17 protein-coding genes are annotated in these 13,690 nt (G+C 73.2%); 8 read left to right on the forward strand and 9 right to left on the reverse strand.

Annotated features, from left to right (window positions below; genetic code table 11):
• Positions 1-12 precede the first annotated feature (12 nt).
• The 3 genes from ACFYON_RS24020 (at position 13) to ACFYON_RS24030 (ending at position 2,983) form a co-directional block, all read left to right on the forward strand.
• Positions 13-780 carry a glycerophosphodiester phosphodiesterase gene (locus ACFYON_RS24020; protein ID WP_355047594.1) on the forward strand — a complete coding sequence of 256 codons (768 nt, stop codon included), beginning with the start codon at positions 13-15 and terminating at the stop codon, positions 778-780.
• A 20-nt stretch (positions 781-800) separates the two neighbouring features.
• Positions 801-2,198, forward strand: a complete 1,398-nt coding sequence (locus ACFYON_RS24025; protein ID WP_354869388.1) for an MFS transporter — start codon at positions 801-803, stop codon at positions 2,196-2,198.
• A gap of 98 nt (positions 2,199-2,296) precedes the next feature.
• Positions 2,297-2,983 carry a thymidine kinase gene (locus ACFYON_RS24030; RefSeq protein WP_387188514.1) on the forward strand — a complete coding sequence of 229 codons (687 nt, stop codon included), beginning with the start codon at positions 2,297-2,299 and terminating at the stop codon, positions 2,981-2,983.
• Positions 2,984-2,986: 3 nt separating this feature from the next.
• Here ACFYON_RS24030 and ACFYON_RS24035 read toward each other — a convergent pair whose 3' ends face one another.
• Complete coding sequence (locus ACFYON_RS24035; RefSeq protein ID WP_354869390.1) at positions 2,987-3,445, reverse strand: hypothetical protein; 459 nt, start codon at positions 3,443-3,445, stop codon at positions 2,987-2,989.
• 99 nt (positions 3,446-3,544) lie between these two features.
• Here ACFYON_RS24035 and ACFYON_RS24040 point away from each other — a divergent pair, with 99 nt between their 5' ends.
• A complete protein-coding gene (locus ACFYON_RS24040) occupies positions 3,545-3,916 on the forward strand; it encodes a VOC family protein (RefSeq protein WP_354869392.1) in 372 nt (123 codons plus the stop codon).
• A gap of 4 nt (positions 3,917-3,920) precedes the next feature.
• Here the strand turns inward: ACFYON_RS24040 and ACFYON_RS24045 are convergent, their stop codons facing one another.
• A complete protein-coding gene (locus ACFYON_RS24045; protein WP_354869394.1) occupies positions 3,921-4,766 on the reverse strand; it encodes an LLM class flavin-dependent oxidoreductase in 846 nt (281 codons plus the stop codon).
• Positions 4,767-4,796: 30 nt separating this feature from the next.
• On the reverse strand, positions 4,797-5,783 hold the full coding sequence (locus tag ACFYON_RS24050) for a tyrosine-type recombinase/integrase (protein ID WP_354869397.1): 987 nt from the start codon (positions 5,781-5,783) through the stop codon (positions 4,797-4,799).
• A 74-nt stretch (positions 5,784-5,857) separates the two neighbouring features.
• Between ACFYON_RS24050 and ACFYON_RS24055 the strand changes: the two genes are divergently transcribed.
• Positions 5,858-6,871 (forward strand): YafY family protein, encoded by a 1,014-nt coding sequence (locus ACFYON_RS24055; RefSeq protein WP_355047614.1) that lies wholly within the window; start codon positions 5,858-5,860, stop codon positions 6,869-6,871.
• A 5-nt stretch (positions 6,872-6,876) separates the two neighbouring features.
• Here ACFYON_RS24055 and ACFYON_RS24060 read toward each other — a convergent pair whose 3' ends face one another.
• The 4 genes from ACFYON_RS24060 to ACFYON_RS24075 all read right to left on the reverse strand — a co-directional run bounded on the left by ACFYON_RS24060 (position 6,877) and on the right by ACFYON_RS24075 (position 9,003).
• Positions 6,877-7,311 (reverse strand): Hsp20/alpha crystallin family protein, encoded by a 435-nt coding sequence (locus ACFYON_RS24060; protein ID WP_354869403.1) that lies wholly within the window; start codon positions 7,309-7,311, stop codon positions 6,877-6,879.
• 74 nt (positions 7,312-7,385) lie between these two features.
• Complete coding sequence (locus tag ACFYON_RS24065) at positions 7,386-7,895, reverse strand: GNAT family N-acetyltransferase (RefSeq protein ID WP_354869406.1); 510 nt, start codon at positions 7,893-7,895, stop codon at positions 7,386-7,388.
• Entirely contained in the window at positions 7,892-8,419 is a 528-nt protein-coding gene (locus ACFYON_RS24070; protein ID WP_355047613.1) for a DUF2087 domain-containing protein, read from the reverse strand. Before ACFYON_RS24070 ends, ACFYON_RS24065 begins: the two co-directional genes overlap by 4 nt.
• A gap of 95 nt (positions 8,420-8,514) precedes the next feature.
• On the reverse strand, positions 8,515-9,003 hold the full coding sequence (locus ACFYON_RS24075) for a GNAT family N-acetyltransferase (RefSeq protein ID WP_355047612.1): 489 nt from the start codon (positions 9,001-9,003) through the stop codon (positions 8,515-8,517).
• A 151-nt stretch (positions 9,004-9,154) separates the two neighbouring features.
• Here ACFYON_RS24075 and ACFYON_RS24080 point away from each other — a divergent pair, with 151 nt between their 5' ends.
• Together ACFYON_RS24080 and ACFYON_RS24085 are read left to right on the forward strand one after the other, a co-directional pair.
• Positions 9,155-9,973 carry a TIGR04222 domain-containing membrane protein gene (locus ACFYON_RS24080; protein ID WP_355047611.1) on the forward strand — a complete coding sequence of 273 codons (819 nt, stop codon included), beginning with the start codon at positions 9,155-9,157 and terminating at the stop codon, positions 9,971-9,973.
• 132 nt (positions 9,974-10,105) lie between these two features.
• Complete coding sequence (locus ACFYON_RS24085; protein WP_354869416.1) at positions 10,106-10,414, forward strand: hypothetical protein; 309 nt, start codon at positions 10,106-10,108, stop codon at positions 10,412-10,414.
• Positions 10,415-10,477: 63 nt separating this feature from the next.
• Here the strand turns inward: ACFYON_RS24085 and ACFYON_RS24090 are convergent, their stop codons facing one another.
• Positions 10,478-12,049, reverse strand: a complete 1,572-nt coding sequence (locus tag ACFYON_RS24090) for an MDR family MFS transporter (RefSeq protein WP_354869419.1) — start codon at positions 12,047-12,049, stop codon at positions 10,478-10,480.
• Between the two features lie 66 nt (positions 12,050-12,115).
• A complete protein-coding gene (locus ACFYON_RS24095; RefSeq protein WP_387321050.1) occupies positions 12,116-12,724 on the reverse strand; it encodes a TetR family transcriptional regulator in 609 nt (202 codons plus the stop codon).
• Between the two features lie 333 nt (positions 12,725-13,057).
• Between ACFYON_RS24095 and ACFYON_RS24100 the strand changes: the two genes are divergently transcribed.
• Positions 13,058-13,594, forward strand: a complete 537-nt coding sequence (locus ACFYON_RS24100; RefSeq protein WP_387321052.1) for a DUF1062 domain-containing protein — start codon at positions 13,058-13,060, stop codon at positions 13,592-13,594.
• Positions 13,595-13,690 lie beyond the last annotated feature (96 nt).

Genomic DNA, 13,690 nt, shown 5'->3' on the forward strand with positions numbered 1-13,690 from the left:
CATACTGCCCGCGTGCAGCCCCGTCACGGCTACCTCGACGCGCCCGCGCCGCTGGCGTTCGCCCACCGCGGCGGCGCGGCCGACGGCGACGAGAACACCGCCGCCGCGTTCGCCCGTGCCGTCGCCCTGGGCTACCGGTACGTGGAGACCGACGTGCACGCCACCGCCGACGGCGTACCCGTGGTCTTCCACGACCCGACGCTGCGCCGGGTGACCGGCGAACCGGGCCGCATCGCGGATCTGCGCTGGGCCGACCTGTCGTCGGTACGCGTCGGCGGGGCCACCCTGGTGCCCCGCCTGGACGAGGTGCTCGACGCCTGGCCGCAGGTGCGGTTCAACATCGACGTGAAGGCCGACGGCGGCGTGGAACCCACTGTCGCCACGGTCGCCCGGGTCGGCGCGCGCGACCGGGTGCTGCTCGCCTCGTTCAGCGACGCCCGGCTGACCCGGCTGCGGGCGCTGGCCGGGCCGGAGGTCGCCACCGGCCTCGGCATGCGCGGGGTGACCCGGCTGCGGCTGGCCTCGCTGCACGGAAGGCCGGTGCGGCTGCCCCCGTCCGTGGTGGCCGCGCAGGTGCCCGTCTCCTTCGGGCGGCTGCCGGTGGTCGACAAGCGGTTCCTCGCGTACTGCCACCGGATCGGGTTGCAGGTGCACGTCTGGACGATCGACGAACCTGCCCAGATGCACCACTTACTTGATCTTGGTGTGGATGGCATCATGACCGATCACGTCGGCGTGCTCCGCGACGTCTACCGCAGCCGCGGCCACTGGGCCGCCTGACCCCCCGAGGACGACCCCCGATGGCCGATACGGTCACCCCCGCCGTCGCCGACCCCGCCGGACCGGGCAGCACCCGCCGCGAGCGCACCGGCTGGTACTTCTACGACTGGGCGAACTCCGCGTTCCAGACCACAGTCATCACGGTCTTCCTCGGGCCGTTCCTCACCACCGTCACCGAACTCGCCGCCGGCTGTGAACTGGGCGCGGACACCTGCGACGGCGCGGTGTACCCGCTGGGCATCAAGGTCGCCGCCGGCTCGTTCTACCCGTACCTGATCTCGCTGTCGGTCTTCCTCACCGTGTTCGTGCTCCCGGTGGTCGGCGCGATCGCCGACCGGTCGGCGCACAAGAAGCGGCTGCTCGCCGCCGCGGCATTCACCGGCGCCGCCGCGACCATCGCGTTCGCGTTCGTCACCGGCGAGCGCTACCTGCTCGGCGGCGCGCTGTTCCTGATCGCGAACATCTCCTTCGGCGCCGCCGTCGTCGTCTACAACTCGTTCCTGCCGCAACTGGGCGGCCCGGACGAGCGCGACGGCATCTCCAGCCGCGGCTGGGCCATCGGATACCTCGGCGGCGGACTGCTGCTCGCGCTGAACCTGGTCGCGGTCACCATGCTCAGCGAGGAGGGCAACGCCCAGCGCACGCTGGACCTGGCCCGCTGGTCGATCGTGTCGGCCGGCGTGTGGTGGGCGGCGTTCACCCTGGTGCCGCTGCGCTGGCTGCGCGAGCATCCGACCGAGGCGGCCCGCCGGGACGGCAGCGGCGCCAACGTGCTGACCGACGGGTTCCGTCAGCTCGGGCACACCCTGCGGGAGATCAAGAAGTACCCGCTGACGCTGTACTTCCTGCTCGCGTTCCTGGTCTTCAACGACGGCATCCAGACCGTCATCACCCTCGCCAGCCAGTACGGCACCGAGGAGCTGCGGCTGGAGCAGAGCACCCTGATCGTGACCATCCTGCTGGTGCAGTTCCTCGCCTTCGGCGGCGCGCTGGCCCTCGGCGCGCTCGCCAAGCGCATCGGCGCCTGGAAGACCGTGCTGCTGTCGCTGGTGCTCTGGACCGGTGTGATCATCGCCGCGTTCCGGCTGCCCGCCGAGGCGCCCGTACCGTTCATGATCCTCGGCGGTTGCATCGGCCTGGTGCTCGGCGGCAGCCAGGCGCTGAGCCGGTCGCTGTTCAGCCAGCTCATCCCGGCCGGCAAGGAGGGCGAGTACTACGGCTTCTACGAGATCAGCGACAAGGGCACCAGCTGGCTCGGCCCGCTGGCGTTCGGCCTGGTGTTCCAGCTGACCTCGTCGTACCGGGTGGGTCTGGTGTCGCTGCTGATCTTCTTCGTGGTCGGTTTCGCGCTACTGGCCGCCGTGCCCATGCGCCGGGCCATCATCGCCGCCGGCAACACCCCGCCCCGGGTGCTCTGACCCGCCGCGCCCCGACCTGCGGATCATCGCGGGCCCGATCCGGCGGCGTCGATGGACTAGGCTGCCCCGACGTGACCGACGACGCCGCCCCGACCTGCCTGGCCCGCCCCCTGCCGGGGCCCGGCGACGACCGAGCCGCCGGCTGCGCCGCCGCGCGCGGCGTCGACGGCCGGCCGCTGCACGCCGCCGCGTTGAAGTTCTTCTGGGGGCCGATGGACTGCGGCAAGTCCACCATGGCGTTGCAGATGAACCACAACCACGCCCGGCAGGGCCGCCGCGGCCTGGTCACCACCCGCATCGACCGCTCGCTCGGCCCGCAGGTCACCACCCGCATCGGCCTGGCCCACGAGGCCGTCGAGGTCACCGACGACCTCGACCTACGCGTCCTGGTCAGCGACGCGTGGGCCGAGGGGGTACGCGTGGACTACCTGATCTGCGACGAGGCGTCGTTCTACAACCTCGAACACATCGAGCAGATGGCCGAGCTGGTCGACCGGTTCGACGTCGACGTCTTCGCCTTCGGCCTGGCCACCGACTTCCGCTCCTGCCTGTTCCCGGCCGCGCAGCGGCTGTTCGAGCTGGCCGACGAGGTGGCCCGCATCCAGATCGAGGTGCTGTGCTGGTGCGGCAGGGAAGGGCTGCTCAACGCCCGCGTGGTGGGCGGCCGGGTGGTCCGCGAGGGCGCCCAGGTCGTCATCGGTGACACCGTCGACACCGCCGACGTGCGCTACCAGGTGCTGTGCCGCCGCCACTACCGCTCCGGCGACCTCGGCCCGCGCGCCTGAGCCTCAGAACGGATCTCCGCAAACCCGCCAGCCGTCGCCCTCCGGCACCACCGGCAGCTCACGTTCCTCGCTGCCGCCGCCGTCACGGTTGATCCGCACGACCACCGTCCCGCGCGCCCGGCCGGACCGGGTCGCCACCGACACGTCGACGATCTCGTAGCCGCTGACCTGCGGCGGGGTCCGCACCCAGCTCGCGAAGCCGGTCTTGCTCCACTTACCTCGGGCCTCGGCGCACAGCCGCTCGTACGCGGCGTCGGTGTCCCCGGACGCGACGTCGCGGAAGAACCCGTCGGCGGTCTCCCGCACCGGCCCGTCGGCCTGGAACACGACCTGCGCGTTCCACACCGCCAGACCGGCCACCCCGATCAGGCAGGTGCCCACGCCGAGACCGGCGATCAGCACGCCCGCGCGTAGCGGCCGGCGACGCCGGGCCGGGTGCTGCCACTGCCGCTGCCTGCCCATCACCGTCGACGGTAGGCAACCGGAGGCCGACGCGCAGCCGGTTACGACGCGCGGCTGTACCTGACAGGAGGTGGCAGGCACCGGCGGCAGACTGCCGACATGACAACTCACGCCGACATCGCCATGATCAGCCTGGACAGCTCCGACCCGGCCGCGCACGCCACCTTCTACGCCCACGCGCTCGGCTGGGAGATCACCCACAGCGAGGCCGAGTACGCCATGATCACCAAGGACGGCACGTCGATCGGCTTCGGCCTGGTGCCCGGGTACGCGCCACCGGCCTGGCCGGACGACAGCGGCAGCAAGCGCTACCACCTGGACCTCTACGTCGACGACGTGACGGTCGCGGAGAAGGACCTGGTGGCGGCCGGCGCGACCCGGCCGGACTTCCAGCCCGGCGGCGAGCGGTGGACCGTGCTGCTCGACCCGATCGGCCAGCCGTTCTGCCTCTGCCCCCGTCCGCAGGGCTGACCGGTCAGCGCAGCGGGCCGCGGAGCACCGCGGCCCGCATCGCGGCCGGATCACCCGCCGGGACGTACTCCAGCCACCACGTGGCCCCCGCCTGCGCGAGCTGAGCCAGGTAGGCCCGCTCGGCACGCTCGTCGGGACGGCGCCGCCGGCCGCCGACGGCCACGTCGAACGGCTGGCCGTCCGCACGGCGGGCCGGCAGCGCGGCGACCAGGCCGGCCACCTCGTCGGGCGTGAAGTCCGACCAGCCGTCGGTGTCGGTCAGCTTGTAGGGCACGATCCCGTCCGCCCGGGCGGCGCGCCGCAGCACCGCCTTCGCCTGGGTGCTGCCGCCCACCCAGACCGGCACCCGGGGCGACTGCACAGGCGGGGGACGCAGCGCCACGCCCTCGGCCCGGTAGTGGACGCCGTGGTGCGTGACCGGTTCGCCGCCGAGCAGCCCGACCAGCAGGTCGAGGCCCTCGTCGAGCATCGCGGCGCGGGTCTTGAGGTCGGTCGGCTCGCCGAACGCGGCCAGGCCCCGGTCGGCGGGGTCGCCGACCCCGACCGCGACGCCGGCCCGGCCGCCGGAGAGATGGTCGAGGGTGAGCACCTCCCGCGCCAGCTTCGCCGGACGACGTCGAGGCAGCGCGGTGACAGTGGTGCCCAGCCGCACCCGCCCGGTGCGCCCGGCCACCGCGGCCAGCACCAGCCAGGGATCCCAGGTGGGCGGGTCGTCCCCGGCGTGGTGCACGAGGTAGTCCTCCAGGAACACCCCGTCCCAGCCGGCCCGCTCGGCCAGCTCACCGAGCGCCACCAGCTCGGCCACCGTCAGCGTGCCGCCACCGCAGGCGATCTCCAGTCCGTGTCGCACCCGGGCACCCTACGGCGCGGGTACGACGGATCAGCCGCGGCGGCGGGCCCGAGCGGTCCAGATCGTGTACGCCGGGTCGCGGTCCAGGTTGTGCCGGTCGCGGTCGTAGCGGCGGGTGGTACGCGGATCGGCGTGCCCCATCGCGTCCTGCACGTCCTCCAGCGGCACCCCCTCGGAGCGGGCCGTGGTGGCGAACGCGTGCCGCAGCGAGTGCGGGGACAGCTTCGCCCACGCGGCGATCCCGGCGCGCTGCGCGAGGCGGCGTACCAGCCGGAACACGGCGTGCCGGTCCAACCGACCGCCGGTGGCGGTGACCAGCAGCGGACCGGTCAGCTCCGGCACCGTGACACCCTGCGCGGCGGCCCGTACGGCCAGGTAGGCGTCGACGGCGTACGCGGTGCCCGGGGTGAGCGCGCGCCGGCGTACCTTGCCGCCCTTGCCGACGAAGCGGACGCTGCGGTGACCGCGCTCGGTGCCCAGGTCGGACACGTCCAGCGCGACCAGTTCCCCCACCCGCAACCCCAGGTCGGCCAGCAGCGCGACGGCGGCCCGGTTGCGCGCTGCGGCCGGGCCGGTGTCGGCCTCGGCGGCGGCGATCAGCGCGTCGACCTCCTCGGGGGTCAGGCCGACGGTGGCGGAGTGGTCCCGGTCCACGCGCGGCCGGTCCGCCGCCGACACCGGGTTGGCCGGAACCGCGCCCAGCTTGACCAGGAAGTCGTACCAGCTCGACAGCGCGGACAGCCGGCGCGCGACGGTGGCCGGGGTGAGCGGGCGTCCCGCCGGGCCGCGGGGCGTGGACTCCAGTTCGCGGCCGTAGGCGTTGACGTCGAGGAAGGTGGCCCGCAGCGGGTCGACGGCGTGCTCGGCGCACCAGCTCAGCCAGCCGGTGACGTCGCGGCGGTACGCGTCGCGGGTGTGCTCGGACAGCCGCCGGTTGCGTAGCCACGCCTCGGTGATGTCGGCCGGACCGGCGGGCAGTGCGGGGCGGGCGCGGGGCAGCACCTCGGGGCGAAGCATGTGAGAAAGGCTCTCAGTAAGCGCGGGGTTTCGCGACGAGGCGCGCTGTCGCGGATCCGGGTTACCGTCACCGGGTGCGTGCCAGCCGGCTGGTCTCCCTGCTGTTGCTCCTACAAACCAGGGGGAGGATGACCGCCCACGAGCTCGCCGACGCCCTGGAGGTGTCGGTGCGGACCGTCTACCGCGACGTCGAGTCGCTCGGCGCCGCGGGTGTCCCGGTGTACGCCGACCGGGGGCCGGCCGGCGGCTACCGGCTGCTGGAGGGCTACCGGACGCGGCTGACCGGGATGACCGGCCCGGAGGTCGAGGCGCTGTTCCTCGCCGGCCTGCCCGGCCCGGCCGCCGAACTGGGCCTCGCGTCGGTGGTGGCCGCCGCCGAGCTGAAGGTGCGTGCCGCGCTCCCCGGTGAGCTGGCCGACCGCAGCGGCCGGATCCGGCAGCGGTTCCATCTGGACGCCCCCGGCTGGTTCCGGCGCCCGGAAGCCACCCCGCACCTGGAGGCGCTGGCCGGCGCGGTCTGGCGGGACCGGCTCGTGCGGCTGCGGTACCGGCGTTGGCGGGCGCCCCGGGAGGTGACCCGGCTGGTCGCCCCGCTGGGCGTGGTGCTCAAGGCGGGCCGCTGGTATCTGGTGGGCCGCTGCGAGGAGCAGGTACGCACCTACCGGGTCGGCGCGGTGCTCGACGCCGAGGTCACCGACGAGCCGTACACGCGGCCCGACGACTTCGACCTGGCCGCGTACTGGCGGGAGTGGACCGCCCGCTACGAACGCGACGTCTACCGTGACCAGGCCCGCATCCGGCTCACCGTGGCAGCGCTGGAGTTCATGCCGTACGTGTTCCCGCCGGAGATGAGCCGGGCCGCCCGGGCCGCGGCCGGTGAGCCCGGCCCGGACGGATGGCTGGAGACCACTGTGCCGATCGAGTCGGTCCGGCACGCCCACACCGAATTCCTGAAGCTCGGTGCCGAGGTGGAGGTGCTCGCCCCGGCGGCGCTGCGCGACCGGTTCACCGCGACCGCGCACGCGCTGACCCGGCTCTACGGCGAGGCGGGGTCGGCCGGTGCTCCGGCCTCCCCCGCGTCGGCGTGACGTGCTCAGACGGTGGTGAGCTGACGGCGGCCGTTGCCCTCGGCGGGTGTGGCGACCGCGATCCGGCGGGGCTTGGCGCGCTCGGCGATCGGGATGCGCAGCGTCAGCACCCCGTTGTCGTAGCCGGCCTCCAGCCGGTCGGTGTCGAGCGTGTCGCCCAGGAACAGCTGCCGGGTGAACGTGCCCATCGGCCGCTCGGCGGCGACCAGTTCGACGTTCTCCCCGGTGGGGCGGCGTCGCTCGGCGCGGACGGTCAGCACGTTGCGCTCGACGGTGCAGTCGATGCTGTCCGGGTCCACGCCGGGCAGGTCGAAGGCGGCGTAGAAGTGGTCACCGTCGCGGTAGGCGTCCAGGTGCATCACGGCGGGCCGGGCGGTGGTGCCGAAGAACTGCTCGGCGATCCGGTCGATCTCGCGGAACGGATCGGTACGCATCAACATGGCTCTTGCCTCCTCGGTTCTCCTGACCCAAGGTCTTAGGTTGAGTCCGGGTGACTCAAGTTCCTGGTTCTGTTTTAGCGCGCCTCCGCCGTGTCGTCAACTCGGCTCGGAAGCGTCTTCTCGAACCAGTGCTGCGCGTACGGGCCGTTGTTGAAAGCAGGGATCTCCCGGTAGCCGAGCCGGGCGTACAGGGCGCGCGCCTCGACCAGGTCCGAGCGGGTGTCCAGCCGGATCCGCGCCGCTCCACCGGCGACCGCGTACGCCTCGATCGCGTCGATCAGCACCGCGCCGCCGCCGGCGCCCCGGTGCTCCGGGCGCACGTACACCCGGGTCATCTCGGCCCAGCCCGGCTCCCACCTCAGCCCGGCGCACCCGGCGACCCGTCCGTCGCGGCGGGCCAGCACCAGCAACCCGGTCGGCGGGGCCAGGCCGTCGCTCGGGTCCTCAGCCAGCGCGGCGTCCACCTCACCGGGCTGCTCCGGGCGGGCGTACCAGCGGCGCACCATCTCGGCCATGTACTCGCGCAGCATCAGCGTCGCGTCCGGCTCATCCGGGCGCACGACCTGCGTGCTCCAGCCGCTCACGGGCCGGTCCGCCAGTAGACGCCCTGCTCGCGGGTGAGCAGCATGTCGTCGATCAGGTAGCGGCGCAGCGTCACGTGGTCGGCCTCGCCGCCCTCGCACCACCGGCGCAGCACGTCGTCCACCTCCCGCTCCGGGTAGCGCCGCCCCGGCTCGAAGCTGCGCTCGGTGATGTGCTCCAGCAGGACGCGGCGGCGTCCCCGCTGCGCGGGCAGCCGGGTCAGCACGCCGTCGCGCAGGAAGGTGCGCAGGAGCGTCTCGCGGGGGTTCGCCGCCGGCGTCGCCGGGGACGCCGCCGCGGCCCGGGCGAACTCGCGCAGCCGTTCGGCGTCGACCCGCAGCCCGCCGCCGTCGTCGGCGAGCACACCGGCGTCGGTGAGACGGCGTACGGTCACCGCGGCGTCGCGGGCGGGCAGCCCGGTACGGGCCACCACGGCCGGCACGTCCCGGGCACCGAGCACGATCGCGGCGAACACGATCCGGCGGCGTTCGTCGGCGAGCGCACCGGCGAGGGCTTGAGCGGTCATAGCGGGCAGCCTGTCAGCAACCCACCGGATCCGGCGAGGCGTTTTCCGGCCGCCGCCGCCCCGGTGGCGACGCTCCAGGTCACTTCCGATCGCGTTCACAGCCGCCGGTGCATGACGTGCAGCCCGACCAGTCTCCCCGTCGGGTGCGCGAACGCCTCCGGCACGGTGCCGATCACGGTGAATCCCAGCCGCCGGTACAGCGCCACCGCCGCCGTGTTGGTCTCCACCACGGCGTTGAACTGCATCGCGGCGAAGCCCTGCCGGCGGGCCCAGTCCAGCGCCTCCGTACACAGCGCCCGGCCCACGCCCCGCCCGCGGGCGTCCGCCGCGACCATGAAGCTCGCCGTCGCCACGTGCGACCCCGGCCCGGGCCGGTTCGGGCCCATCTTCGCGGTGCCGCGCACCGCGCCGTCGTGGTCCACCGCGACCGAGGTACGCCCCGGCGGGCGCTCCACCCACACCTCGCGCGCCGTCTCCGGCGTCCATGCCGGGTCGTACGCGAACGTGTCGGCGGCGGTGAGGACGTCGGAGACGATCGGCCAGACCTTGTCCCAGTCGGCGTCGGCATAGTCACGGATCCACATCGTGAGGCACGCTAGCCGCAGCCCGGCCCATCGGCTAACGGTTTCCGTCCATCATGCTGCGCACCGGCGACACCCGCCCGGGACCCGCGGCGTCCGTGGCCCCAGATCTGGGACATCGAGGTACGCCGCGGCGCCTGAGATACTTGCCGCCATGCTCTGGGGAGTCAGCGGGCCGATCTTCCTCCTCGACTACCTCGGCGCGGTCGCCGTGGCGGTCGTGATCGCCCTCGCGGTACGCGAATTGACCGGCCGCCGTACCCGGGGCGCGACGCCCGACCGGGTCGAGTTGGCGTACCTGACCGACCGGGCGCTGCTGGCCTGCCAGGTCGGAGTGGCGGCGCTGCGCCGCGCCGACGGGGTCGAGGTCGGTGAACTCGCCACCCTGCAGGCGCAGGGGCGGCCCCCGGCCGGTTCGCCCGCGCTGGTGCGCGCCCTGCACTCCGCGCTGCGCCGCCCGCAGACCTGGGCGGCCGTGCTCGCCGACCCGGACGTCGGCCGGGCGCTGCGCCGTACGGTCGGGCGGCTGGTCCGCGACGGCTGGCTGCTCACCCGCGCGCAGCGGCGGCGGATCGCGCTGGGTACGGTGCCGCTGTTCGCGGTTGCCGCGGTCGGCCTGACCCGGCTGGTGGACAGCGCGGTCGAAGGGCGCTCCGCGGGCGGCCCGGCCTCGGTCGCCGGGCTGCTGCTGTGCTGCCTGGCCACCGCGCTCGGTGGCTGGTGGCTGACCGAGGTGCCGGAGACCGGCGCCGCCGCCCGCCGGCTGCTGCGAGAGCTGCGCCGCGAGCACGCCGACCTCGACCCGGAGCGCCGCCCGAGTTGGCAGGGCCGGGACACCGACACGCTGCTGACCGGCATGGCGCTGTTCGGCCCTCGGCCGCTGCTGGCCGTGGACCCGGCGTTCGCCGTGCAGGTGGGCGTCGACCCCGAGCGCGGCCGCCCTCGCCCCGACCGTAAACCCGCCCGCCGCTGACCAGACCTCCCATTCGGGTCGATCATGAAGTGGGCGGTGCCCGATGTCCGTTTTGCCCGACGCTACTTCGTGGTCGACGAGTGAGGGCGGCAGGCCGGGTTTCCTTGTCTTGAGCGCCGGGAAGGCTCGGGCATGGCCGAGACATTCGTGAGCGAAGACCTGAAGACACTGCAGGCGATTGCGCGCGGGGCCGGGATACAGGAGGTCGACCGCCTGTCGCCGGACCAACTGGTCGAGGCGCTACGCCGCGCCGGGGTGACGAACGGTACGCAGGACCAGTGGCCGCCCCAGCCGATCGAGGACCCGGCGCACCTGGCCGGGCTGCCCCGCAGCTCGCTGACGCAGGGCGACGAGAGCACCGGCGGACGCGCCGCCGAGGAGGCGATCGGCGCCATGCCCGGCGAATCCGGCACCGAGATCAACGACCGCACCCGACGCTGACCGTACGCACCAAGGGGCCGCCCCCGGTGATCCCGGGGGCGGCCCCACGCCCGCTCGGACGCCTCAGTGCGTGCCGGCGGCGGCCGCCGCCTCCTCGCGGGCCCGGCGCTCGTCGCCGCTGAGCGTGTTCAACGGCTTCTCCTTGATGAACAGCACCACGATCAGGGCGAGCAGGGCGAAGGGCGCGCCGATGAGGAACATCTCCGACGTGGCGGTGCCGTAGACGTCCTGCACGATCCGCAGCACCGGCTCCGGCAGGGCGGACAGGTCCGGCACCTCGGCCGACCCGCCGCCGGCCGCGACCGGCCCCAGCCGCTCGACGGTCAGCGAGGTCACCCGGTTCGCCAGGACGGCACCGAGCGCGCTGACGCCGACCGCGCCGCCCATGCTGCGGAAGAACGTCAGCACCGAGGTGGCCGCGCCGAGTTCGGCGGCCGGCACGTCGTTCTGCGCAGCCAGCACCAGGTTCTGCAGGAGCATGCCCACGCCGACGCCCAGCACCGCCATGTGCAGCGACAGCACCGGCACGCTCGTGTTCGCGTCGATGGTGCTCAGCAGCAGCATGCCGACGGTCATCACCGCGGCACCCGCTACCAGGAACATCTTCCAGCGGCCGTACTTGGTGATGAGCTGGCCCGCCACTGTCGAGGAGACCAGCAGGCCGAGCACCATGGGCAGGCTCATCAGGCCGGCCACCGTCGGCGACTTGCCCAGCGAGGTCTGGAAGTACTGCGACAGGAACACCGTGCCGCCGAACATCGCCACACCCACGAGGATGCTGGCCACAGTGGTGAGGCTGACGGTGCGGTTGCGGAAGATGCCCAGCGGGATGATCGGCTCCTCGGTACGGGACTCGACGAACACGGCGAGCGCGAGCAGCGCCAGCCCGCCGCCGACCAGCAGCGCGGTCCAGCCGGAGGCCCAGTCGAACTTGTTGCCGGCCAGCGAGGACCAGATCAGCAGCGTGGACACGCCCGAGGTGATCAGCAGGGCGCCGAGCCAGTCGATACGGACCTTGCGGCGGACCACCGGCAGGTGCAGCGTCTTCTGCAGCAGCGCGATGGACAGCAGGCTGAACGGAACGCCGATCAGGAAGCACCAACGCCAGCCGAGCCAGGACGTGTCGACCAGGACGCCGCCGATCAGCGGGCCGGCGATGGTGCCGACGCCGAAGACGGCGCCGAAGATGCCGGCGTACCGGCCCAGCTCACGCGGCGGGATCATGGCCGCCATGACGATCGTGGCGAGCGCCGTCATGCCGCCCGCGCCGATGCCCTGGATGACCCGGCTGAGCAGCAGCACCTCGACGTTCGGGCTGAAGCCGGCGACGAGCGAGCCGACAACGAACAGTCCCAGGGACAGCTGGATCAGCAGCTTCTTGCTGTAGAGGTCGGCCATCTTGCCCCACAGCGGCACCGTCGCGGTCATCGCCAGCAGTTCGCTGGTGACGATCCAGGTGTAGACGGTCTGGCTGCCGTTGAGGTCGGCGATGATCCGGGGCAGCGCGTTCGCCACCACCGTCGAGGCGAGGATCGCCACGAACATGCCGACCATCAGGCCGGACAACGCCTGGAGGACCTCCCGGCGCGACATCCGCGTACTCGTCTCGGCGGGCGGAACAGTGGCGGTGGTCATCGAACTCCTTGTCGTGTGCACGGGCGAGCGGCCGCGCGAGCGCGACGGCCGGTACGAAAGGACGGGTCAGCGCGGATCGGGCAGTCCGGCGGCGACGGCGGCGAACGCCTCGGCGGTCAGCTCGCGCAGCGTCGTCGTGTCGGGTCGCTCGACCCACTGCATCAGGGCGGTGCGGAGAACCGCGCCGGCGACAGTGGTGACGAGCGTCGGGTGGCCGTGGCACGGGTCGAGGCCCAGCCGGGCGGCCACCGCCGCGACGATCACCTGCTCGGTTTCGGCGTTGCCGCTGACCAGCCGCGGCAGAAGTGACGGGTTCGCCGCGATCACCCGCAGGCGCAGCAGCCACACCTCGCGGTCGGCCTCGACGGTCTCGACCACGTCGTCGAAGGCCAGGCGCAGCGCGTCGAACGCGGACAGCTCCGGCGGGGCGGCGAGGATGCGGGCGGCAAGCACCTCGCGGTCGGTCGGCTGGTCGCCGAGCAGCGCCTCGTCCTTGCTGGGGAAGTAGTTGAAGAACGTACGCGCCGACACGTCGGCGGCCTCGCTGATCTCCTCCACCGTCACCTGGTCCATGCCGCGCTCGGCCACCAGGCGCAGTGCGGCGGCACTGAGGGCGGCGCGGGTCTGCCGCTTCTTGCGGTCACGCAGGCCGGGGCGGCCCTGAACGGAGGTCATGCCAGAACTCTACGAGGGATCTTGCATAGAGTGCAAAGTTTTAGTGAGTGAAGTGATGTGTGACGCACCGCAGCGGTGCCGGAAAACGGCTTGAGCGCGGTTTCCGGCGTCCCGTACGTTTCTCGCACCTCTGTCGCAGCGAAGAAGGACGATTCCGCGTGACCCCTCCTGCTCTCTAGAACCTGACACGTTCCCCACGCCTGTAGCCGGCCGTTGCGCGCCGGCTCCCCGGGCTGCCCTCGCGCGCCCGGCCACAGCGTCCGAGGCCGCGCGTAATCGGCCTCGCGTCAGGTCTTCAGAGATCAGGTCTCCATGTCATCCCAACCTCATATCGTGCTGCCCTGGGTCGTGCGCCGGACCCGCCTTCCGCTGCTGTCGCTGCGCTGCGTCACCTGCGGGGCGGAGTCGGCCACCGCCGCCCGGGGCAGGTTCAGGGTCAACGCCAACGGCAAGCTCCTGGACGTGTGGCTGCTGGTGCACTGCGTGTCCTGCGACCGCACCGTCAAGCTCACTGTCCGCGAGCGGGCGACGGTCAGCTCGTTCGACCCCGTTGAGCTGCACGGCCATCAACTCAACGATCCCGGTCTGGTGGCGGCCACACTGCTGGACCCGGCGTTCGCCCGGCGCTGCCGCTTCACCCTCGACTGGACCGGCGCGTGGCGCCTGGACGCGCCGGTCGTGCCGCTCGACGGGTGGCCGGTGCAGGTGAACGTCACGTTCGACGACCCGGTGCCGGTACGCCCGGACCGGCTCATCGCCCACCGGTTCGGCCTCACCCGGTCCGAGGTGCTGCGGCGGGTCAAGTGCGACATCCCGCTGAACCGTCCGACGAGCACCGGATTCACCTTCACCGTGCTGGCGGAGGACTGACCGCGGGGGGGGGGGGGGGGGGGGGGGGGGGGGGGGGGGGGGGGGGCCGGGGGGCGCCCGGCGGGCCGGGCGCGCCGGCCGCCCTCGGGGGGGGGA

It is taken from the genome of Micromonospora sp. NPDC005686, from assembly GCF_042871665.1.
GTDB lineage: Bacteria > Actinomycetota > Actinomycetes > Mycobacteriales > Micromonosporaceae > Micromonospora.